A 23,076-nucleotide genomic window follows, 5' to 3' on the forward strand; every position below is an offset into this window, starting at 1 on the left:
GGTGATCATCGTTCAAGCTAAATCATGGCAAGGCAGATAGAGGCTAGTGAAAGGGGCACGGAGCGATGTTTCAACGGGATTATTTTATGCGCATGATTGAGCAGATGACGGAAGCGGTCGGACAAGTGATGCAGCTGAGAAGAGAGCTGAAGCAAGAGGAGGCGCTTGTCGTCATTGACGAGCTGCTGGACCGCAGGTTTGGGCTAAGCGGGAAGCTGATTCGCACGTTGTCAGACGAGGATCTGCTCGCGGTTATGACGAAAAACGGCGTCGTAGAAACGGACAATATCCAGGCAATCGCGATTTTGTTCAAGCAGGAGGCAGAGCTGTATGAAGATTTGGGCAAAGAAGCGGAAAGCTTTGCGCACAGCTTAAAGGCTTTGCACTTGTTTATGCGGCTTTCACTCATCGATGCGCCGCCGACGCTTACAGACTCGAGCGAAGAAGCAGTGAACTTGCTCGGCAAGCTGTCGCCATACGAGCTGCCCAATCGAACAAAGCATCTGGTTGCTGAGTGGCATGAAGCAGAGGGCGCTTTTGCGCTCGCTGAAAATATTTGGTACGAGCTGCTTGATGACGGCGCAGCCGGCAAAGGCGAGGTCGCCGCGTTTTATATGCGGCTGCTTCCTTTTGAGGAGGACAAGCTTGCGGCTGGCGGCTTGCCGATAGAGGAAATCAGAACAGGGCTGAACAGCCTGGAGATGGAGCAATAGCAATGACAGAACAGTGGCAGCAGGACATATGCCGCCTGACAGAAACGGGCGGGCTTTTGCAGGGAACGCTGAGCCAGCTTCGCCGCAAGGACGGAGACGCAGCGCCCAAAATCATCATTCGTCCCGTACAGTTGAAAAATGGCCTTCATTATCAATTTGAAGCTCATTATGCGAATAAGGTTATACATAACAATTGGCTTCCGAAAGATGCGGGGCCGAAGCTGGTCGAGCTGCTCGGTGAGCAATATCGCCAAGCACTTCTTAAAACGCAGGAAGCAGATATACAGCTGCTTCTGAGCAAGAAAGGCAAGCCGACTTTGCTCAAAAAGCCGCCAACCGCTAGTGCAGCAAGCACCGAGCAGCAGCACAACCGCCAGAAGCAGCGCGTCATTGCGGAAGGACAGGCGGCACCGTTTATGGTGGAACTGGGCATAATGACGCCGGAAGGCAAAGTCCATGCGAAAAAGCAGGATAAGTTCCGGCAGATCAATCGCTTCCTGGAAATGGTTACTGATGTATTGCCTCAGCTTCCGCAGGGCAAGCCGCTGACCATTATCGATTTTGGCTGCGGCAAGTCGTATTTGACGTTTGCCCTGTATCATCTGCTGGCGTTAGAGCAGAAACGGGATATTCGCATCGTTGGTCTTGATTTGAAGGCGGATGTCATCACTTTTTGTTCGGAGCTTGCACATACGCTTGGTTATGATAAACTGACATTTATGGTGGGTGATATTGCCGATTATGAAGGTGTAAGCGAAGCGGATATGGTTGTAACGCTTCATGCATGCGACACGGCTACCGATGCTGCGCTTGCTAAGGCAGTCGGCTGGGGAGCCTCGGTCATTATGTCCGTGCCTTGCTGCCAGCACGAGTTGTTCAAGCAGGTGAGCAGCGACGTTTTGGCCCCTATTTTATCGCAAGGCCTATTGAAAGAACGTTTTGCGGCTATTGCAACCGATGCGGCCCGTGGCACGCTGCTTGAGGTGCTGGGTTATAAAGTTCAAATGCTGGAGTTTGTTGATCCGGAGCATACGCCCAAAAATCTGCTCATTCGAGCGGTTCGCGGCGAGTCGGGCATACAGGCGAAAAAATGGGAGCAATATGAGCAGTTCCGTAATTTTCTGCAGATAGCACCTAGTCTTGAGAAACTGCTTGCCGAACGTTTGCCCGCAAACTAGCAAGTATATAACTTATTGGAAATTGCTTTAGGAATGCATGGATGATAGCGACCAAATGAAAGATGCCGATTACTAGCGTTATCATGGTTAAAGGCGGGAAACAAGGAAATGAGAAAAGTTCAGATTGGCATGGTGCAGCCGGGGGACAGGCTTGCCAAAACTATTTTTCAGGATAACGGCAGCGTGCTGCTCGGCGCAGGCGTGGAGATGAATGACCGTTTTATTAACAGGCTTGAAAATATGGGCTACGATTTTGTGTTTATTGAAGATAAGGCCACAGAAGATATTATGCCCGAGGACAGCATTCGCGACGAGACGCGCAAAAAAGCGGCGGAAGCTGTTTCTGCGACGATGAATGCGTTCAAAGAGCCCGCCCTAAAGGGGCGGACGATTGCCCCGGACATTGGACGGACATTCCGTTCGGTATTTGGGTCCATCATGCAGGACCTCGCGAGCAGGCCAAACATGGCGGTCAATTTGACCAGCATTCATTCGGCGGATGCCTATTTGTTTCAGCATTCGGTCAATGTTGCGATGCTTGCCGGCGTTATTGGAATCGCCAAGGGCTTCAATCGCAACCAGCTGGAGGATTTGGGCATTGGCGCGCTGCTGTTTGATATCGGCATGACGAAGCTGCCTCAGCCGCTGCTGGCGACAAAAGGGCCGCTATCCGATGCAGACCGCAAAATCATGCAGAGCCACACGATGGAGGGCTTCGATATTTTACGGAAGTATCATGATATTTCCCTCTTATCGGCCCACTGCGCATTGCAGCATCATGAGCGTTATGACGGCTCGGGTTATCCGCGCGGGCTTAAGCATGATGATATTCATATGTTCGCCCAAATTGTCGGGCTTGCCGATGTTTATGACGCACTGACTTCCCCGCGGCCTTATCGCAAAAGATATACGCCAACGGAAGCCATCGAATTTCTGTTTGCGGCCGGCAATACATACTTTGATTTTGAGCTGATCAAGCTCTTTTGCCGCCATATTTCCATTTATCCGGTGGCGACGACGCTGCTGCTCAGCTCTGGACAGACCGCCGTCGTGACAGCGAACAATGAGCTGGCCCTGCATCGTCCACGCGTACGCATTATTCGTGAAGCCGATGGCTCGCATACGGCAGCTCCTTTTGAAATTGAGCTCAAGGACGACATGTATTTGACGATTGTCAAAGAGCTATAGGGTCAAGCACGAGGCTTTCTTACACATTAAGGCAGCTTTTTCCCGCAGAGCTGTTAAGAAAAGAAAGAATATAAATGGGTTCGCTAGGTTAGGGGCTTGACTATACAAGCATTCCTTATGCTGCATAAGCTGTTAAGGCGAAAGTGCAAAAAGGAGTGGTGGTATAATGTCTAAAAAAATGAAACCCCCGTATTTAGGCCCTAAGGGTACAGGAAAAGTGATCAGCAAGGTAACCGGGACAAAGAGGCTTCAAAGCGGAGGCCCGACCTTTAACCGTCTGACGGTTGTATGGGTTACGACCAGTGGCGTGCCGTTTAATACGACCGGTTTTTTTGCCCGTCTGTTTAGAGGCAATACTGTGGTTGCGATTGCGGCGTTTGACCGTTTCGGTGTCGTCAGGTTTAACCAGATTGAGACGCTGACAAACGTATCTTACACGATTCGTTTATTCAATTCGAATGGCGTACTGTTCCGTACGGCGTTCATTCCGGCAGGAGTACAAACATTCGCGGTTATTGGCTAACTTCAAATCCTCTTGCATTTTCCGCTCATAACAGGCGGAGAGGGCAGGAGGATTTTGCTTTCTCTTTGAATCTTCTCTATCTTCATGTAATATGGGGATAGATGTATAAAGGGGGAGCTTTGATACATATGGGTGTGCAGCATCATACTTTATCCAAGCTGGATATTATTCGCAGAATTCTATTTATTACAATTGGGGCTGCGCTGGTATCTGTAGCTTTAGAGATTTTTCTGGTGCCGAACCATATTATCGACGGCGGAATTGTAGGCATTTCTATTATCGTATCCCATTTTACGGGGCTGCCGCTCGGCTTGTTTTTGTTCTTATTAAATCTTCCTTTCCTGCTGCTAGGGTATAAGCAAATCGGCAAAACCTTTGCTTTATCGACGTTATACGGCGTTAGCGTCATGTCGCTGGGCACATTTTTGCTGCATCCGGTGAAGGCGATTACGAGCGAATACGTGCTGGCCGCTATTTTCGGCGGTGTCATATTGGGCGCTGGGGTTGGACTCGTTATCCGTTTTGGCGGATCGCTGGACGGGACGGAAATTGTTGCGATCTTGAGCAATAAGCGCCTGCCGTTTTCAGTAGGCGAGGTCGTGATGTTTTTTAATCTTTTTATATTGTGCAGCGCCGGATTTGTATTCGGTTGGGATCGGGCGATGTACTCGCTATTTTCTTATTTCATAGCATTCAAGATGATTGACATTACGATTGAAGGCTTTCAGGAATCGAAGGCCGTCTGGATTATCAGCGAAAGCTGGCAGGAGATTGGCGCAGCTATTATGAGCCGTCTCGGCCGCGGCGTCACTTATTTGCACGGCGAGGGCGGCTTTACCGGCGGGCAGAAACGGATTATTTTTTGCGTCATTACCCGGCTGGAAGAAGCCAAGATGAAATCGATTGTACAGGAGCTTGATCCGGCTGCTTTTCTGGCCGTCGGCAACATCCATGATGTGAAGGGCGGCCGCTTCAAGAAGCGTGATATTCATTAGCAAAGGGGTTTAAGCTTTGGATGAGTTTGCAAGCATCAGCCATTGGACGGCGGGCAGACAGTCCGCTGAATGGCAGCAGCAAAGAGGCGTGACGCTCGGCATTGGCGATGATACAGCCATCATTGCTCCTGCGGGGATGGCGGATGAGCTGGATGGACCGCTGGAGCTGCTGATGGCCGTCGACACGATGGTGGAGACGGTGCACTTTAATGCGTATACGATGACCGATGAGGATGTCGGATATAAGGCGCTTGCCGCGAACGTGAGCGATATCGCGGCAATGGGCGGTGTGCCGCGACATGCGCTCGTGTCCGTGAGCGTGCCGGCGGCATATGGGCCGGAGCGGATAGCTCGGCTCTATGATGGGCTTTATGCGTGCGCCGCGGATTACGGCGTCGCGATTGTTGGCGGCGATACGACGTCTTCGCCGCAGCACTTGGTTGTTGCGGTGACGGTGACGGGAGCCGTCGAAGCTGGGCGGGCTTTGCGCCGCTCCGGGGCGAAGCCCGGAGACGCGGTTGTGCTGACCGGAGCCGTCGGACTGTCGGCGGCAGGTCTGCATTTGCTGCTCGCGCGCAAGCAGGAGCGGCAAGAGCAGACAGTGCGCGGAGCAGCAGAATCGGGCGAAACGGGCGGAGCTAGTGACGCCCGTGATGCCAGTGGGACACAGCCTGCTGGTTATTTGCAAGCGGCAAGCTCTGCGGGCGTTTCAAATCAAGCACAGCACGAAGAGGTTCGCGGAGCAGCAGCGCTCATAGGGGCGCATTGCCGTCCTGCACCTTCCGTGCGTGCGGGACGTTTGCTGCTTGAGCGTGGCAGCTGCCATTCCCTTAATGATGTGAGCGATGGGCTTGCCAGCGAAGCATGGGAGATTGCTGAAGCCTCACAGTGCTGCCTTGTACTCAAGGAAGATATGCTTCCACGCAGCGGCAGTATGGCTGCTTTTGCGGCGGATGCAGGAATCGATCCGCTGGAGTGGATGCTTTATGGCGGTGAGGATTATGTGCTGCTAGGCACAATGGAAGCCGCTGATGTACAGGCAGCACGCGAAGCTTTCCATGCCGAAGGCTTGCCATTTTATATCATTGGCGAGGTGAGGCAGGGGGCGCCTTCAGTAGTGCTAGAGCCATCATTGCCAGCCAAAGTTGACGGAGCTGCTGCCAAGGGCAAGTGTATGCCCCTTGCCAAGCGAGGCTATAATCATTTTAAGAAATGAAATTGGGTGAATAAGATGCAAACAGCGATTGGAGAAGCACAGTGGAAGGCGAGCAGCACGAAGGATACGGAAGCACTTGCGACGCTTATTGCTTCATGGGCAAAACCGGGCACGCTGCTGGCGCTTGACGGCGATCTTGGTGCGGGGAAAACGACGTTTTCGCAGTTTTTTGCGAAAGCCATTGGCGTGCAGGGCATAGTAAACAGTCCGACCTTTACGATTATCAAAGAATATGAAGGCGCTGAGATGCCCTTTTATCATATGGATGTTTATCGCGTATCCCTTGAGGAAGCGGACGAGCTGGGACTTGACGAATATTTTTACGGAAGCGGCGTGACGATTGTGGAATGGGCAAGCTTGATCGAAGAGCTTTTGCCCGAGGAGCGCTTAGAGCTGTATTTGGAGCATACGGGCGGCGAAGAGCGGGTAATTCGGCTGAAAGGCATCGGGGAAGCCTACGCGGGCTGGTGCCAGTCTTTGAATGACAGGGAAGTAGGGAAGCAACATGGTTGAGCAGGCGGAGCAGCCCATATTAGCATTTGATACCTCGACGGCTGCCCTCGCGGCGGCTGTTATTCAAGGTGATCGGATTTTAGGTGAAATTCAATCTTTTGCGGAGCGCAATCACTCCGTTTATATTATTACGCATTTAAAGCAGCTGCTTGAGGATTGCGGTGTAAGCAAGAAGGAGCTTGGCGGCATCGCTGTAGGCGGCGGCCCGGGCTCTTACACGGGCATGCGAATTGCGGTAACAGCGGCTAAGACGCTTGCTTGGACTTGGGATAAGCCGTTAGTAGCGCTGTCCAGCCTTGAAGCGATTGCTTACGGGGCGTGTGAGCGATTAAAACAAACCGATGCGATGATTTCAACTATGCAGCAACAAATTCAGGCGGATCACCCTAATATGAACAAAATGGCTGTATGGTTCATTCCTATCATGGATGCAAGGCGGGGCCAGGTATATACGGCAAGCTTCTCCTATGCATATGGCGATCAATGGGAACGCCGTGCGGCTGATGGAATCAGGCTGATGCGGGATTGGGTCGACCAGTTATTGGAGCAAGTTCAAGAGCAGGTTCAAGAACAGGAACAAAAGCAGGAGCAAGAGCAGGCTGAGCTTAAGCCAACTCAGGTTCCAGCTGGATATGTTACTAAAATTTACATCACTGGCGATCTTAAGCTCCACGAGGCGGAGGCGCAGCGGCTCGTAGAAGGCTGTGCAGAAGCGGGTGTAGAGGTTAGTCTGTTTCCTTATGAGCTCGAAGGCAGGGCGATAGCTGAGCTGGGGCGGAAGCGCCTGCTTGCGGGGGATATAGATGACCTCCATACGCTTGCGCCAAACTATACACAGCTGCATGAGGCGGAAGTTAAGCTGCAGGAAAAGGAAGCTGCTCTAAAGGCTGAACAGGAAGCTGAAAGGGCAGCCGCCCAATCGGCTTCACTAAAGGCTGCAATTAATGCCGATGTGGATGCGGCTCGAGTAAAGGATGCGGAGCCATGATGAGAGAAATCAATCGGGATGAAATGATTTATCGGTCCATGACGTTGCAAGACATACCGTTTATTGTGGCGATCGAGCAGGAGGCCTTCACAGGTCCGTGGACAGCAGAGGCTTTTACCAATGAATTGACGAATAATATGTTTGCCAAATATATGGTGATGGAATACGAGAAGGAAGTTATCGGCTATGCGGGCATGTGGGTAATCGTGGACGAGGCGCATGTAACGAATGTAGCGGTACGTTCCGATCATCGCGGACAAGGGCTTGGCAAGCTGCTGCTGGGCGAGCTTCAGCGGACGGCAGTGTTTTTCGGCGCGAACAAAATGACGCTGGAGGTCCGGGTATCCAACGAGGTGGCGCAGCGGCTTTACCGCAGCCTTGGTTTTGAATCGTCGGGCATTCGTCCCGGTTATTATTCGGATAATCAGGAGGATGCGCTCATTATGTGGGCGGAGCTTGATACGAGCAGCTTAGGCGTCCGGGAAGAGGGGCAGGAGTATTGAGCATGCAACAACAGGAAACGGTGAAAGCGGCAGCGGAAAATGAAAGCAAGTCAGGCCTTATTCTTGCCATTGAGACGAGCTGTGATGAAACATCCGTTGCCGTCATTCAGGACGGTAAACATATATTATCGAATGTCATTTCGAGCCAAATCGAGGTGCATCAGCGCTTTGGCGGCGTTGTGCCGGAAATTGCCTCACGCAAGCATGTTGAGGTCATTACGCTGATGATTGAACAGGCTATTGCTGAATCGGGCATGAAGCTAAAGGATTTGTCTGCAATTGCGGTGACGCAGGGGCCGGGACTAGTAGGCGCACTGCTTGTCGGCATCGTAGCGGCCAAAACACTGGCAATGGCGCTAGATTTGCCCTTGATCGGCACCCATCATATTGCGGGGCATATTTACGCCAACCAGCTCGTGCATGAGCTGGAGTATCCGTGTATGGCGCTCGTCGTTTCTGGCGGGCACACGGAGCTGGTGCTGCTCGAAAATGAAGGCTCTTTCCGCATGATTGGACGTACGCGTGACGATGCGGTTGGGGAAGCTTATGACAAAGTAGCCCGTTCGCTCAAGCTTCCTTATCCGGGTGGGCCGCATATCGACCGGCTGGCTTCAGAAGCAACGGAAGCGCTGGCGCTGCCAAGGGCATGGCTGGAGGCGGACTCCTACGATTTCAGCTTCAGCGGCTTGAAGTCGGCGGTGCTGGCGGTTATTAATCAGACGCAGATGCGCGGGGACACGCTCAATGAAGCGGCGCTGGCACGGGGCTTTCAGGAGTCGGTCATTGAGGTGCTTGTTGAAAAAGCGCTTCGCGCCGTTCGCGCCTATGGCGCCAAGCAGCTGCTGCTGTGCGGAGGCGTCGCGGCAAATCGCGGCCTGCGGGCAGCTCTGACTTCCCGCTGCGAAGCGGAAGGCGTGCCGCTGCTCATTCCGCCGCTGACGCTGTGCACGGATAACGCGGCGATGATCGGAGCTGCCGCATTCCTGAAATGGCAGCGCGGCGAATATTCGTCGCTCGATCTTAAAGCCGAGCCAAGCTTCAGTCTGGAAGGCTGGATGGCACCGCAGGTGCAGAGCTAGACTAACCGCTGCTGGAAATTTTTTTGGTGCTGTGATTGACATCTAATTTTTGAAGGCCTATAATAGGCAACAATACTTTGAACTTCATATTCTGCAAACGCAAGGAACAGGAATAGTAGGGCCATTCCCGGAATGAACAGAGAGCTGCGGGCTAGTGCAACGCAGTCGACGGAAGCCTGAAGCTCGCCTGGGAGCGGAACAGTGGAACAGCTGGCTAACCATGGATAGCCGGATTTACTACACTGTCACGGCTAACCCCCGTAATCGGGTGCGCATCAATCAACATCCGGAGTTGATGATGTGCCTAAGGTGGGCATTCTAATTTGCTGCAATAGCAAAGCGGAAGGTCAACAAGGGTGGTACCGCGCAGGATTATAATAAGCCTGTCGTCTCTTGATTTATTCAAGAGACGACAGGCTTTTCTTGTTGTTTGGAAGTTCAAAGTTGGAAGCGAGCTATGAAATGAGCAAGCAGGCAAGTTATACATGAACCAGCACAATAAGCTGAAATCACATACAGAAAACGCATTGAACAGGAGTAGTAGAGCGGTAAAGCGGGACAACAGCGGGAACCTTGAGCGAGGCGCGGCAGGCGGATAACAAAGCTGCTGCATGATCGACAAGGAGCGCTGCAGAGAGCTGCGGGATGGTGCGACGCAGTCGAAGCTTACGTTCGAACTCGCCTGGGAGCGGAATGATGGAACCATCGGTGCAGGCAGCTGCGGTTAGCTGCAAGCCTAATGCGTACATCGTTACGGAATCAGCCCCCGTCATCGGGCATCAAGCGGGTGTGGACCCGCGCGAATGCTGCAGGCATGGGATTATCCATCCAGCAGCAGCGTGAAAAGAGAAGCCAATCCGGTTTTTCTGCTCAAGCGCATACAGGGTCCGGCCAATTAGAGTGGTACCACGGTGGGTGAAAAAGCCTGTCGTCTCTTTCAATTAGAGACGGCAGGCTTTTTTGTTGCTGCTATAGCTATATTTAACTAAAATTTCAGGAGGTCATAACGATGACAACGGCAAATGAGACGAATAACGGAATGAGAAAAATTCAAATTTTTGATACGACGCTGCGTGATGGCGAGCAGTCTCCGGGCGCTTCCATTGATCCTGAGCGTAAAATTATTATCGCCCGCCAGCTGGGCAAGCTGGGCATTGACGTTATCGAGCCGGGCTTTGCGATTTCCAGTCCCGGCGAATTTGCAGCGATTCAGCAAATTTCCCGCGAGCTGCAGCATGTTGAAATTGCCGGCTTTGCCCGCATGATGAAGGTCGATATTGATGCGGCGGTCAAGGCGACGCAGGATGCGGCAAAAAGAAGGCTGCATCTGTTTATTTCCTCGTCCGACATTCATCTGCAGCACCAGCTGAACAAAACGCGCCAGGAAGTGGTGCAAATCGCCCGTGAGATGATTGCTTACGGCAAACAGTTCGTAGATGAAATTGAATTTTCAGCGATGGATGCAACGCGCTCGGATCGAAATTTTGTCATAGAATTGGTCGAAGCGGCCATAGCGGAAGGTGCGACAATCATCAATCTGCCGGATACGCTGGGCTATGCGATGCCAGACGAAATCGATGATATGTTCCGCTCTGTCCGTCGCCTGGCTAGAGGCGGAGAAACGGTTCGCTACAGCACTCATTGCCATAATGATCTGGGGATGGCAGCTGCGAACAGTCTGGCGGCCATTCGTGCAGGTGCGACGCAGGTAGAGGTTACCGTCAATGGCGTTGGAGAGCGCGCCGGCAACTGTTCGCTTGAGGAAATTGCGATGATTATTGAGACTCGCAAGTCGGTTCTGCAAATGGAGACGCGGATTGATCAAAGCGAAATTTATGAAACGTCGCGGATGGTCAGCCGGGCGATGCATTATCCGATTGCGTATAATAAGCCGATTGTGGGCCGCAATGCGTTCCAGCATGAGTCTGGCATTCATCAGGACGGCCTGCTGAAAAACCGCAATACGTATGAAATTATGGACCCGGAAGCGATGGGCATTCCGCGCAGCATGATCGTGCTGGGCAGACACTCCGGCCGCCACGCGATCAAGCATCGCCTGTCCGAATACGGAATTGCCGTAGAAGGCGAGGAGCTGGTTAATGTATACAATCGCTTCAAGCAAGTAGCCGATGAGAAAAAGCTGGTGACGGATAATGAGCTGATTCGCATCGCTGGCGAAATGACAGCTACTCAGCCTGACCCTTACATGCTGACCGATCTGCAGGTGCTGTCGGGCAGTCATCAATCCCGTATTGCGACCGTGACGATTCGTGAAAATGATGCGGGCACCGAGCGTTCCTATACAGGTTCCGGCGAAGGTCCTCTAGAAGCGGTCATTCACTGTATTCAGCAAGCGATCCCCGTTGCAGCAGAGTTTGAGGATCTGGAAATCCATTCGTTGTCCACAGGCGAGGATGCACATGGCGAGGCAGTCGTGACGATTGTCCACGCTGGCGAGCGCTATCGTGGAACTTCGATTCATAGCGACATTGTATATGCAGCCGCGCAGGCGTATGTGGGAGCCTGCAATCAAGCGATGCTGACCATTAATAAACGAGCGAATGAACAAAATGTAATTTAATAGCAAGCTCAAGAAAGGGACTTATTCACAGGGTATTAAGCTTTGTGGATAAGTCCTTTTTTATGCGTAAAATCAAGGGTTTGACTGGGGATGGGCTGTTCGTGGAAAGTGGATAGTTTTTTCACTTTATCGACACTGGAATTGTGGATAATGTGAATAATTTTTTGAGAAATTCGACGGCATTAAAAATTTATTACGTTAACGTTTACAAATCCTTTATTTCCGTCGGAAAATGTCGACAGAATTTACTAACAATTTGCGTCGGATTGTGGACAACTTTGTGGATAACCGTTTTTGATGTAAAAAATGAAAATTTCCTATAGGTTTCCTTTTAATTTGCTTAATAACCTAAATTTATGCAGTTTTCCATCCGATATTAGAAAAATAGGATAAGAAATGGTTGGATTTTTATCCATACAAGGGCGCGCACGGTCGCAATTTCTGTGTACGGGAGCTCAGAAAATGAACGGGAGTGTGACATGTGATGAAGTATGCGGATGAGAAGATCATTGCCATGATTTTCGGAGGAGTCAAGGAGGAGCATGAGAAGGACCGCAAGGAGGAGGACTCGCCATCGCTGTCGCTTGAAGGGATGACGCTGCACGTTCAGGGAGAGCGTCACCAGTTTGCACGCCGCTTCATCCCCGGAGGGGAAGCATCGATTGTGCTGTCGCAGGCGTTTACAGTGATGGATGAGGGGACGGCAAGGCTGAAATATCCGGCGGAGCGGCGGCCTAAGCTGATTTTCACAAATGAGCAAACTTCGATTAACGTCGCTTTTCAGCAGACGGGCTTTGAGATTGAAGCAGATGATGTGGAGGAATTCAGCGGAACGATGCTAGCTGTACTCAAGCGGTCGCAGCCTGCAGCGCGCTGGTTCCAAGAAGGCATGCGAGAGGTTGGCGGGAAGCAGGTTGCTTTTTTCGCTTATTTGACACCTGCGCTGGATTGCAATCTGTACAATTTGATGCTGATTGCCGAGTTGAACGGACGAGCCATCGCCTGCACCTTCAACTGCATGGAAGAGGAAATGGATGATTGGAAAAAGCTTGGGGAAGCGATGCTGACCTCGATAAAATGGCATCTGCCCGAGAAGGAAGGTGACCGATAATGAGCACGAATATCATTGCCCCGCATAATGTGCAGATTGCCCCATTTGAGCTTGTCCACATGCTGTCTTTATCCGTCGAGAAAAAAATCAATGAGCATGCGAAGCTGGTGTTTACCGGCATTGTGTCGGAGGAGCTGAAGGACAGCTACGTGGAAATGACCGACTCCGAGACGGAGGTTGAGGTGAGCCAGAAGGATGAAGAGGGCGGATTGTCCCCGTTATTTTATGGCTTGGTGCAGCGCATTGAGGTTAAGGCGGTACGCGACGTTTATGTGCTGAAGGTGGAGGCGCTGTCCCATACTTGCCAGCTTGATCTGGAGAAGCATACCCGTTCCTATCAGGATACGGGCATGACGTACAAGGCGCTCATTGATCAAATGGCTGCGAGCTATCCCGGCATGGATGTGCTGGATACGGCAACGCAAGGGGCGAGTCTTGGAAAGTTCACCTTGCAATATCAGGAGACGGATTGGGCATTTCTCAAACGAATGGCCTCCCGGTTTCAGGCGGGCTTGATGCCGTCGGCGATGTTTAATTCCCCTAAAGTATTTCTTGGAACGCCGGATGGCGATGCTGCCGGAAAGCTGGAGGATATGCCCTACAGCGTGCGCAAGGATGTGCTGCATTACCGGCGGATGTGCAAAATCGGCATGCAGGGCGTGACGGAGCAGGACTTTATTTTTTATGAAATTGAAACGACGCAGTGGCTGCTGGACTTAGGGCAATGCATCACCTTCAAAAAGCAGCAGCTTTATGTAGGCGAAATGCACAGCCAGTGGAAGGAAGGCATGCTGTCGCATCGTTATTTGCTCTGTTCGGGCAAGGGGCTAAGCCAGCCTCCGCTCTATGCCGCGGCCCTCACCGGAGCGTCGCTGCAAGGCAAGGTGCTGGCGATAGCCAAGGACACGGTGCAAATTCATCTCGACATTGACGAGAAGCAGGACGCCGGCAAAGCTTATTGGTTCCCTTATTCCTCCGTGTATACGGCGGAAGGGGGGACGGGCTGGTACTGCATGCCGGAGAAGGGCGACCAGGTCAGGGTGTATTTTCCGAGCGGCAAGGAGGAGAACGGCATTGCATCAAGCTCCGTCCGGCAAAATGTCGAGGAGGGCGAGCATAACAAGCTGGGCAATCCCGATCATAAGTTTTTTCGCACGCCAGCGGGCAAAGAACTGAAAATGACACCTGAGGAAATTATTATTACCGGCAAGGACGGCGAGGTGTTCATCCGGCTCAGCGACGAAGGCGGCATTGAAATTATAAGCAAGAAGAAAATTACAATCAAAGCCGAGGAAGACATCGCCATTGATTCTCAGCAGAAGGTGCTCATTTCCGCCAAGGATGAAATCAGCCTGACCTGCAAGGAAAGCCTGATCAAGATGGACGGCAATACGACGATTAAGGGCAAGGAGCTCAAGACGAATTAAAGGCCAATTAGAGCGGAAAATGCAAACCAAGCAGAAAACCAACCTACACAAGCAAGGGGAGAGCTTACGAGAAAAGTCATAAGAAACAGGGCATTCAATAGACGAAAGGGGAGCGGTTCATGCAGGAAAATCGGCTCGAGCTATTTGAGGAGCAGGTGGCTGATGAGCTAAGCCAGCGGGCGCTGCTGGCGTTGGAGCGGTATTTTGCAGCACACAAGGAACGGCTTGCGGAGCTGTTCGTGCAATCGTTTGAGCAGCTATGCCTTTATATCGGAGGAAGGCAGCAGCAGGGGCTGCAGGGAAAGCTGGGGCATATCACCTATTCACTGCTGCGGACGGAGCTGCTTGCGGGCAGCCCGCTTTATATGGCCGAGGCAACGGATCGAACATGGTATATGGATGAAAACAGCTGCTATGGCAGCTATGATGCAAGCTGGGCTTTTCGTGATCTGGCTGGGCTGGAGCAGCAGCTTCTGGCCGAGGCCAGGGGCTACTTCTCCGATTCAGAGGCTGCGCTGCAGGCAGAGGCAGTTCGGCTGAGGACTGCGGTGCAGGCGCATCGCTACGTCATCAGCTTAATCCGCTATGCGATGCCGGAGGCGGCGAAGCTGAAAGCCTACAGGGAGCTGGAGAAGGAAGTGGAATGCGAGGTTCGCGTGGGCGAGTACATGGACCAGAGCGAGACGGTGTACAAGGAGGATTTTTGCCAAAAAGAGGCTGCCGAGGTTCGCGCTTATTTGGAGCAAAAGCAGGAGCTGACCTACACCTATGAGGTGTTTGCAGAGCTGGATTTGGCCCAGGGCGATTATGCGGGCATTCAAGCGCTCTATAGCGATTTTCGTGGCAGCGACCTTTCTCACAGCTCGTTTGAAGGGGCAGCGCTGGTCGGAGCTAAGCTTAGCTTAAGCAAGCTCACGCAGGCCAGCTTTCGCTACACGCTGCTGTGCGAAGCGGATTTTCGCGGCAGCGAGCTGCAGGGAGCGGATTTCAGCTATTGCAGCGGGCCTAGCGGAATGCGAGATCCTTTCGTATGGGAGCATCCGGGTTTTGTGCCGCTGCGATTTAATGGCGCGGATTTGAGCGGAGCGGATTTTACGCTCGCTAATGTGAAAGGAGCAAGCTTCATCGGGGCGAATTTGGCTGGCGCCGTATTCGAGCAAGCGAATATAGAGCAGGCGCTGTTTAGTGCTAGTGCCCGCAGCCAGGCTGCATTCAGCGAGGAGCAGCTGGCACAGGCCATATGGATAGAGGAGGACGGCGGAGCATGAGGAAGGGCTTATTCATTATGACGCAGGATCAGCGAGTGGCTGATGCCATTCGTCCGATGGACAGCGAAGGGGTGCTGGCGGAGGCGCTGGCCGGCCCTAAGGGAGGAGCGTTGTTTTTCAAACCGGATGGCTCCCAAAGTATAGCACCGCTGCGGCTGATGCAGCAGAAGCGGGTTGTTGCGGTCGATTTTATCCAAAAGCCTGCCCCGCTCGTCTCGGACCTCGTGAAGGAGGTGTTGGCAAAGTATGTGCCGCGCGCGTTGTTTCGTTCGGTCGTGCTTGTCGATCCGGGGAGCGGCATACAAGCCTCGTATTGGCTGCTGGAGCGTCCGCTCGTCCATTGCCTAGCTGCGCAAACTGAATTTTTTCCCGATGGGACCTGCAAACGGCTGGTAGTTGATTCCGCTAAAGCAGGCAAGCATCCGTTTCTGAAAATTGGCGGCTTGCGTGAGGATGTAACGCTCGTGCAGCTTGGGGTGGCAGAAAGTCTGCTGCGCAGGGAAGTGGCGGGCATTCGATTTACGAAGGTGCAGCTTCAATTATCCGAAGAGGAGCGATGGGGATGAGCGGTGGTGGAAACGAGTCGGCAACGATTATAGCGGGCCAAGGGGCGTCAGAAAGCTACGTCGTAGCGGGCGCAATCATCTCCTGCAATTGGGGGACGAAGCGGATGCGTCTTAAAACGCCTCTCAGCCATGGGGTTTATATCCAAAAGCAAGCGCAGCTCAATATTGGCGATTATATGCTGGGGACGAACATTATGCCTTTTGAACGGTGCATGAGCCAGTCGAATCCGGCTGTCGTCGCGGCTGGCGGCATTGCGCCGTGCACGCCGATCATCGCGCTGCCATGGACGAATGGCAAAACAGAAACAAAGGTTGGCGGGCTCCCTGCGCTGCTCAGCTGCTCCAAAAATTCATGCTTGTACTGCGGCACGATCTCAATTGAAGATGACGGGCAGGGCGTATAGGCATGCGGTTGTCAGAGGAAGGGGGGCTATGGAATGTCCACGGAAAAAAAGGCCATCGGCTACGAGCAGCTGCGCCTGCAATGGCCGTATGCCGTGCAGCAAATTCAAGGGCTGCGCATCGAGAAACGCGTCAATGAGCATGCCCTTTTATGGGTAAGCGGCATCCTGCCGGAGGAGCGGGAGGATCAGGATTTGCAGCTCGTCAGCGAGCAGGACCAGGTCGAGCTGCATCAGGTGGATGAGCAAGGCGGCATGGTGCGGATATTGTTCAGTGGCACCGTCGCGAGCTTTCTGGTGCGGGCGATCCGCAGCGTATATACGTTCGAGCTCACGGTGCTGTCGCATACGAGCAGCATGGATTTGGAGCGCAATACGCGCTCCTTCCAGAATGGGGAAATGATGTATGATGAGCTGCTGAAGACGGTGCTGGCGGCATATCCGAGGGCCGATACGATAAATGAGGCGGCGCACAAGGAAAAGCTGGGCGAGCTGACGCTGCAGTATGAGGAGACGGACTGGACTTTCCTCAAGCGTATGGCCTCGCGCTTTGGCGCCGTTCTCGTGCCGGAGGCTGCCGCGGCATCGCCTAAGTTCTGGTTCGGTTTAGGCGAAGGGCGGCTCGTGGAGCTTCCGCTGCATAGTTATACGATTGCCAAAACATTGTCGCCCTATCGGGAGGCGGCTGCTCTGGGCGAGGGAGAGTCGTTAAGCGAGCAGGACTTTCTCGGCTATGAAGTCGTCAGCGAGCAGGTGCTGCAAATCGGTGATCGCGTAGAGGTAAAAGGGCGCGAGCTGGCTGTTGCCGAGGTGGAGGCGGAGCTGCGGCAGGCGCTGCTCGTCTTTACCTATAAGCTGTTGCCCCCATCCGGCATTCGCCAAAGCGAGCTGTTTAATGAGCAGGTCGTAGGCGCAGCGCTCGAAGGGCGAATTCTTGAGGTGAAAAACGCGGCCGTGCGCGTGCAGCTGGATGTGGATGCGGAGCAAAAGCAGGAGGAAGCCAGCTGGCTTCCGTACGCATCGGTATACGCATCGGAGGATGGGACCGGCATGCACTGCATGCCGGAGCAGGGCGATGCGGTGCAGGTGTATTTTCCAAGCCGCCAGGAAGGGGAGGCGATGGCGCTCAGCTCGGTGCGCAAGAGCGGGCAGGATTCCCCGAAAATGGCGGATTCCAGCGTCAAGTCATGGACAACCCCGTATGGCAAGGAAATGCAGCTTGCCGGGCAGGAGCTGTCGCTTATTGCGCAGGAAGGCGTGCTGTTCATTCAGCTGCATGAGGAGAACGGCATTGAAATTCGCAGCGATACGGCAATTGCGATTAAATCGGAGCAGCCGATTGAGCTTTCCTCGGAGACGAAGCTGGCGATTACGGCACAGGAAGGGCTGTATCTCGTCTGCGGCAACAGCAGCATTGTGATGGACGGCGACACGGATGTGCTTGCCGATGAGCTGCTGCTGGTCGGCACGTATTTTGCTCCCGTTGTCGTAGAGGATCTCGATGAGGAGGAAGTGCTGCCGGTGCCGCTGCCCGAGCCGCCGCCTCCAGAGCCGGAGGAGCCGAAGAAAAAAGGCGGCTGGCTCGGCACGCTGCTCGATGTCGTGCAGGTCGGGCTGGATATTGCCGGCTGTGTGCCGGGGCTTGGCGTAGTCGCGAACGTGGCGAATGCGGCGATTTCAGTTGGACGCGGCGACTATCTGGGAGCGGCAATGTCCATGGCGTCCTGTATTGTGCCAGGAGCAGGGCCAGCGCTCAAGGGAGCGAGAATGGCGAAAAATGCCGCCAAAGCCGGCAAGGCGATGATGAAGGCTGCTAATGCGGCCAAAGCTACCGGCAAGACGCTGAGTGCGGCGCAAAAGGCGTTTAAGTCAACCTCGGCTTTCACGAAGCAGATGGTGAGCGGCATTAAGGCGGTAGACGGCAAGGTGCTGACGGCAGCGCGCAAGGTCGGCAGCAATTTGGACAAGCTGGAGCAGGTGCAGAAGCTCAAAAAGGTAATGAAGCTGCCGGGCGTCGAGCAAGCGCTGGATTTTGCCGGAGATATGGCGATGGATTATGTTTTGGAGAAGACGGGCCTTGAAAATCTGGCGTATTTGTCCTATCTCGGCGGAGGCAAGAAAAGGAAAGGAAAACGCGGGAAAGGCAAGGGGAAAAACTCAGGGAAGGCGAAGAGCCATGGCAAGAGCAAGGGAAATGGCAGTAGTAAGAGCCAGAACCAGCCGTCTAAGAAAATGAATCAGGAGAAGCAGAAGAAGGCGAAAAAGGAATCAGCCAAGAAAGATCCGAGCAAGGCGGATAAGCGCAGCTGTAAAAATGACCCGATCCATGCGGGCTCAGGCGGGCAATTTATTATTCATCCCGCTCTCAAGCTCTATGGCGCGGACACTTGGACGTTCGAGATGCATTACCATTCGCTGCTGGAAACGGGCGGAGCGATGGGCGCGGTATGGACGCATAACTTTGAGCTGGCTCTTACGTTTGAGGAAGATGAAGCGGATGTGGCAGTGGCAGCCGATCGTGTGGAAGCTGATTGTGTAGTAACAGATTATGTGGCAAGCAATGAGGGGGAAGCAGCGTTTGATAAGGTGCTGCTTGCGAAGCAGCCTATTGCCGATGCTAATCCGCCAGGTGTTACGGTCTGGCGGACGAAAAGCCGCCGCAACCGTTTTGTAAGACAGGCAGACGGGGTTTATCGCAGTGCGGATAGCGATGTGCTGGGCGAGGAGCTGCGGCAGGAGCCGGAAGGCTATGTGCTGTGGCAGCGTGAAACGCAGGAGCAGATTTATTTTAACCTGGCAGGCCAGGCATTGAAATGGGTGAATGCTCATGGACAGGCACTGGAAATGCGTTATGATGCGCAGGGACGGCTTGCCAGCTTAACGGATGCGATTACACGGCAAGCGCTGAAGCTGACTTACGATACGCAGGGGCTGCTCAGCCGCGTGAGCGAGGGCAAGCGAATCATTCGAATGCAATATAATGCCTCGCATCAAATGACGCGTTATATCGATGCGAATGGCAATGAGACGGACATCGGCTACCACTGGAATGGCAAGCTTGCGCGGATGAGTGTAGGCGGAGCGGTTCAATACGAGAATACGTTCGATGAATTTGGCCGCATTACGAGCCAGTCGGATGCATCCGGCGCCATCGCGTATTTGGACTATGATGTGGAAAGCCGCTTTGGCTACACGATTACGACGGCAACAGATCGGCTGGGCGCGGTTGAAGTGCTGGTGCATGATGATCAGCTTCAATTGGTGGAGATCATTCAGAAGGACGGCAGCCTCGTGCAGCTGGCGTACAACGAGCAGGGCAAGCTGATATCGGAAACGCAGGCGGATGGCAGCGCAGTTGCGATGGCTTATGATGACTATGGGCAGCTGGTCAGCATGACGGATGCGCTAGGCCATGAGACGAGCTACGTTTACGACGAGCAGGGACTGCTCGTGAGTGAAACGGATGAGGAAGGGCGGACGACCGCTTATGCCTATGATAGCGGGGGAAGATTAGCTGAAATCCTCCGCGCGGATGGCGCAGTAGCCAAAATGACGTACAATGCGAACGGACAGCGGGAAAGCTACGTCGATTTTAACGGTGTAACGACCTCGTATGCTTACGGCCCGGATGGACGCGTCCTGCAAATAAAAGACGGCGAAGAGCGTATGATGGTCGTGGAATATGACCTGTCGGGAAGGGTTGCGAGCTTAGGCTATCCAACAGGCGGAACCATTTTACGCGAGTATGATGCGAATGATAATTTAGTCAAAGTTATCGATCCGTTGAAACGGGTATATGCTTTTGGCTATGATGCGTTTGATCGAAAGACGCTGGAGACGCTGCCTTCGGGTGCGGCAACCGCCTATGTATACAATGCGAATGGCTTGCTGGAGCGTGAAAAGGATGCGCTCGGACAGGTGACCGCCTATCGTTATGATGCCGAGGAACGGCTGGTGGCGCGGATGGATGCGCGCGGTGGGCAGACGCAGTATGAGTGGGATGCAGCGGACAATTTGGTCGCTGTTACGGATGCGCTCGGAAGGACGGAGCGTTATGGCTATGATGGGCTGGGCCGAGTAAACGCTATGTGGGATGCCAGTGGAGTGCAAATCGCGCAGCTCGATTATGACGCGGCAGGCAATCGGGTGTCGGAAATCAATGCGCTTGGTCAAGCGACGCGTTACCGTTTTAACAAAGCGGGACAGATTGCGGCGAAGGAAAACGCGAAAGGGCAACAGACGACGTTTGCTTACGATGCGGCGGCCCGAATCACGGAGGTCGTGGAGCATGACGAAGCGACGTATCGCCAGAGCTATGACGGCGAAGGGCAAATTACGAGCTATACCGATGCGCATGGCAATGAAACGAAGCTGTCGTATGACCGCAGCGGCCTGCTGGAGCAGGAGGAGAATGGAACAGGCGAGGTCCTGCGCTTCTCGTATGACAATCGCGGCTGGCTGAAGGGAAGGGCGAATGCGCGAGGCCAGCAGGCAGCGTATGGCTATGATGCCGCAGGCCAATTAAAATCCATAAAGGATGAGGCGGGGCAAATTGGCCTCAGCTATAATATCGACGGGAATGTTATTCGGGTAGAAGAAGAAGGGCGCGTCAAGCGACGCACATTCGACATTTTGGGGCGCCTCACCTCCTGTCAGGACAGCAATGGCCAGACGATTCGCTACGCCTATGATGAAGCCGGAAATTTGCGAGTCATGACTTATCCAGACGGCAAGCAAGTAACGTATTCGTATGATCTTGCAGGCCAGATGACGCAGGTGAAGGACTGGCGTGGACGTGTGACCCGTTACAGCTATGATGTGAACGGCAGGCTGGTTCGCACCGAACGTCCGAATGGAAGTATAGAGCAGCGGAGCTATGATGTACAGGGCCAGTTGGTGCGGCTGTGGGATATTAACCGTCAGGGCGTCATGTTACAGCAGTATCGCATGACATACAATGAGCTGGGCCAACTGGTGGAAGAGGAAGAAAAGCAGTACACCTACGATAATTTGCGCCGCCTTGTGAGCGGAGCGATGCCGGGACGCAAGCTGTGGTACAGCTATGACCTCGGCGGCAACCTGACAGAAGCGGGCGAAGCGCCGCTGGCTGCGACAGCGATGAGCTATGCGCAAGACAATCGTCTTGCCACAGTGAACGGCAAGGTAGTCGTATATGATCAAGACGGGAATTTGCTCGTTTTGCCCATGGTGCTGGAGAAGGATGTTCAGGCAGAGACAGCGACATATCGGTACGATGCGCGGAATCGTCTGACGCAGGCTGGACGAACCAGCTACACCTACGATGCCGAGCAAGTGCGCATGTCGGTGACATGGCGCGGACAGACGACACATTATGTGACGGATCAGGTGGAAGAGCTGAGCCGGGTGCTGTTAGAACAGGATGGACGCGGCGAGACGAAGGCCTATTTTGTATATGGTGCGGAAGGGCTTATCGGTCGGGAAGACAGCATGGGCCGCTACCAGAGCTATCATTATGATCTGCGCGGCAGTACGACGCTTCTGACGGATGAGAACGGGCGTGTGACAGACCGATACACGTACGGATTGTATGGGGAGCGGGAGCATCACGAAGGGACAACGCGGCAGCCGTTTTGCTATAATGGACGAGACGGCGTCATGACCGATCCGAACGGTCTTTACTACATGCGAGCACGGTATTACCATACCGGCATCAAGCGGTTTTTGAACCGGGATGTGCTGCGTGGAAGCATTTTAGAAGGGCAGACCTTTAACCGGTTTGGGTATGTGAATGGCGATCCGGTGAGTTTGATTGATCCGTTTGGTTTGAGTGCAATTAGTAGTTGTACTGATAATGTTATAAATACGAGGGCGAATGACGCAGGACTTGATTTATCTCCTAAGCCAAGCCCATATAAGCAACTAGGACATAAAACCAAGAAGAAACTAGAAGCTAAGGTCGATAATAGAACGATTACAAAAGAGGAATATAAGCGGCTCGAATGGAACAAACGTCTTGCTGCTAGGAGAGATGTTGGAGTTAAAGAGTTTTGGCAACAAGAGAAACTAAGAATTAAAAAGGGGGAACCAACAACTAGAAATTGGTCACAACAGCAGAGAGATGATATACTCAGCAACAAAGTTCCTACACATAATGGAAAAACTATTACAGGACATCATGCATATAGTGTTTCAAAGTATCCTCATTTAGCAAATCAAGGGGAAATCATTTATCCTGCAACAGTAAAAGAACATTTCAACCGTTGGCATGGAGGTTCTTATAGGAAAGGCTTGCCTGGAAAACCTTATAATCCTTCCTTCCCAGAAGAGTTCTAGGGTTTGTAAATTAAATTAGGGGGAACGGGAATATGACTTTAATCACTGTAATATTACAATCTGAAGCAAGCAGTAGTTTAATGATTTTGATTAAGAAACATACAGGTTTAGGATTTTCAGAAATAAAATCATGTATTAATAATAAGCTGCCTTTGATGACAGCTAACTATGTGAATAATGATGAAATGCAAAAAATGAAAAATTTAGTAGAGGAGTTAGTCGTCCATAACAAAGAGTTTGAAATTTTTGAGCAGAATGGAAGCTATACTGAGATACTACCCTTAAAACACTTTATGAATAGTTTTGGAATGTCTAAACAAATTGCAGAAGATAGAGAACGAATAGATGATTTATTAATTCCTGAAGATGATGAGAGTTAATTATTAACGCAAATGAAATAGTGTGAAAAGAAGATTGCCCTATGACATTAACTTGTTTGCATAGGGCAGTCTTTTTTGTAATGGTAAGTTCTATTACAAAATTTCGGATGGTAACACCATAAGTGCGCATA

General features: G+C 52.6%; 19 protein-coding genes. All 19 read left to right on the top strand.

Features of this window, described 5'->3' with window-relative positions:
- Positions 1–65: 65 nt before the first annotated feature.
- The 19 genes from AC50Y5_RS26075 (at position 66) to AC50Y5_RS26165 (ending at position 22,945) form a co-directional block, all read left to right on the top strand.
- Complete coding sequence (locus AC50Y5_RS26075) at positions 66–713, top strand: DUF6483 family protein (protein WP_056043475.1); 648 nt, start codon at positions 66–68, stop codon at positions 711–713.
- A 2-nt stretch (positions 714–715) separates the two neighbouring features.
- Positions 716–1,891 (top strand): class I SAM-dependent methyltransferase, encoded by a 1,176-nt coding sequence (locus AC50Y5_RS26080; protein WP_494864178.1) that lies wholly within the window; start codon positions 716–718, stop codon positions 1,889–1,891.
- A gap of 108 nt (positions 1,892–1,999) precedes the next feature.
- Positions 2,000–3,079, top strand: a complete 1,080-nt coding sequence (locus tag AC50Y5_RS26085) for an HD-GYP domain-containing protein (protein ID WP_056043480.1) — start codon at positions 2,000–2,002, stop codon at positions 3,077–3,079.
- A gap of 166 nt (positions 3,080–3,245) precedes the next feature.
- Complete coding sequence (locus tag AC50Y5_RS26090; RefSeq protein WP_056043484.1) at positions 3,246–3,602, top strand: hypothetical protein; 357 nt, start codon at positions 3,246–3,248, stop codon at positions 3,600–3,602.
- A gap of 128 nt (positions 3,603–3,730) precedes the next feature.
- The gene (locus AC50Y5_RS26095) at positions 3,731–4,597 is read left to right on the top strand and encodes a YitT family protein (protein ID WP_056043488.1); all 867 of its coding nucleotides are present in this window, start codon (positions 3,731–3,733) and stop codon (positions 4,595–4,597) included.
- A gap of 16 nt (positions 4,598–4,613) precedes the next feature.
- On the top strand, positions 4,614–5,813 hold the full coding sequence (locus tag AC50Y5_RS26100; protein ID WP_494864179.1) for a thiamine-phosphate kinase: 1,200 nt from the start codon (positions 4,614–4,616) through the stop codon (positions 5,811–5,813).
- Between the two features lie 15 nt (positions 5,814–5,828).
- Positions 5,829–6,326 carry a tRNA (adenosine(37)-N6)-threonylcarbamoyltransferase complex ATPase subunit type 1 TsaE gene (gene tsaE / locus AC50Y5_RS26105; protein WP_056043493.1) on the top strand — a complete coding sequence of 166 codons (498 nt, stop codon included), beginning with the start codon at positions 5,829–5,831 and terminating at the stop codon, positions 6,324–6,326.
- Positions 6,319–7,314 carry a tRNA (adenosine(37)-N6)-threonylcarbamoyltransferase complex dimerization subunit type 1 TsaB gene (tsaB, locus tag AC50Y5_RS26110; RefSeq protein WP_494864180.1) on the top strand — a complete coding sequence of 332 codons (996 nt, stop codon included), beginning with the start codon at positions 6,319–6,321 and terminating at the stop codon, positions 7,312–7,314. The genes tsaE and tsaB overlap by 8 nt, the downstream gene beginning before the upstream one ends.
- A complete protein-coding gene (gene rimI / locus AC50Y5_RS26115; RefSeq protein ID WP_099518703.1) occupies positions 7,311–7,817 on the top strand; it encodes a ribosomal protein S18-alanine N-acetyltransferase in 507 nt (168 codons plus the stop codon). The genes tsaB and rimI overlap by 4 nt, the downstream gene beginning before the upstream one ends.
- A gap of 2 nt (positions 7,818–7,819) precedes the next feature.
- Complete coding sequence (gene tsaD, locus AC50Y5_RS26120) at positions 7,820–8,896, top strand: tRNA (adenosine(37)-N6)-threonylcarbamoyltransferase complex transferase subunit TsaD (protein ID WP_494864181.1); 1,077 nt, start codon at positions 7,820–7,822, stop codon at positions 8,894–8,896.
- 693 nt (positions 8,897–9,589) lie between these two features.
- Positions 9,590–9,739: a hypothetical protein gene (locus tag AC50Y5_RS26125; protein WP_162241956.1), complete on the top strand. Its 150-nt coding sequence runs from the start codon at positions 9,590–9,592 to the stop codon at positions 9,737–9,739.
- A gap of 166 nt (positions 9,740–9,905) precedes the next feature.
- Complete coding sequence (locus tag AC50Y5_RS26130; RefSeq protein ID WP_235533351.1) at positions 9,906–11,477, top strand: 2-isopropylmalate synthase; 1,572 nt, start codon at positions 9,906–9,908, stop codon at positions 11,475–11,477.
- Positions 11,478–11,958: 481 nt separating this feature from the next.
- Entirely contained in the window at positions 11,959–12,588 is a 630-nt protein-coding gene (locus AC50Y5_RS26135; RefSeq protein ID WP_494864182.1) for a hypothetical protein, read from the top strand.
- On the top strand, positions 12,588–14,015 hold the full coding sequence (locus AC50Y5_RS26140; protein WP_056043506.1) for a phage baseplate assembly protein V: 1,428 nt from the start codon (positions 12,588–12,590) through the stop codon (positions 14,013–14,015). The genes AC50Y5_RS26135 and AC50Y5_RS26140 overlap by 1 nt, the downstream gene beginning before the upstream one ends.
- Positions 14,016–14,134: 119 nt before the next feature.
- Complete coding sequence (locus tag AC50Y5_RS26145; RefSeq protein ID WP_494864183.1) at positions 14,135–15,283, top strand: pentapeptide repeat-containing protein; 1,149 nt, start codon at positions 14,135–14,137, stop codon at positions 15,281–15,283.
- Positions 15,280–15,849, top strand: a complete 570-nt coding sequence (locus AC50Y5_RS26150) for a hypothetical protein (protein ID WP_494864184.1) — start codon at positions 15,280–15,282, stop codon at positions 15,847–15,849. Before AC50Y5_RS26145 ends, AC50Y5_RS26150 begins: the two co-directional genes overlap by 4 nt.
- Positions 15,846–16,253 (top strand): DUF4280 domain-containing protein, encoded by a 408-nt coding sequence (locus tag AC50Y5_RS26155; protein ID WP_494864185.1) that lies wholly within the window; start codon positions 15,846–15,848, stop codon positions 16,251–16,253. The genes AC50Y5_RS26150 and AC50Y5_RS26155 overlap by 4 nt, the downstream gene beginning before the upstream one ends.
- Before the next feature lie 33 nt (positions 16,254–16,286).
- Positions 16,287–22,565 carry an RHS repeat-associated core domain-containing protein gene (locus tag AC50Y5_RS26160; protein WP_494864186.1) on the top strand — a complete coding sequence of 2,093 codons (6,279 nt, stop codon included), beginning with the start codon at positions 16,287–16,289 and terminating at the stop codon, positions 22,563–22,565.
- 32 nt (positions 22,566–22,597) lie between these two features.
- Positions 22,598–22,945, top strand: a complete 348-nt coding sequence (locus tag AC50Y5_RS26165) for a hypothetical protein (protein WP_056043527.1) — start codon at positions 22,598–22,600, stop codon at positions 22,943–22,945.
- Positions 22,946–23,076: the final 131 nt, after the last annotated feature.

Source organism: Paenibacillus sp. JT22N7 (genome assembly GCF_059383875.1).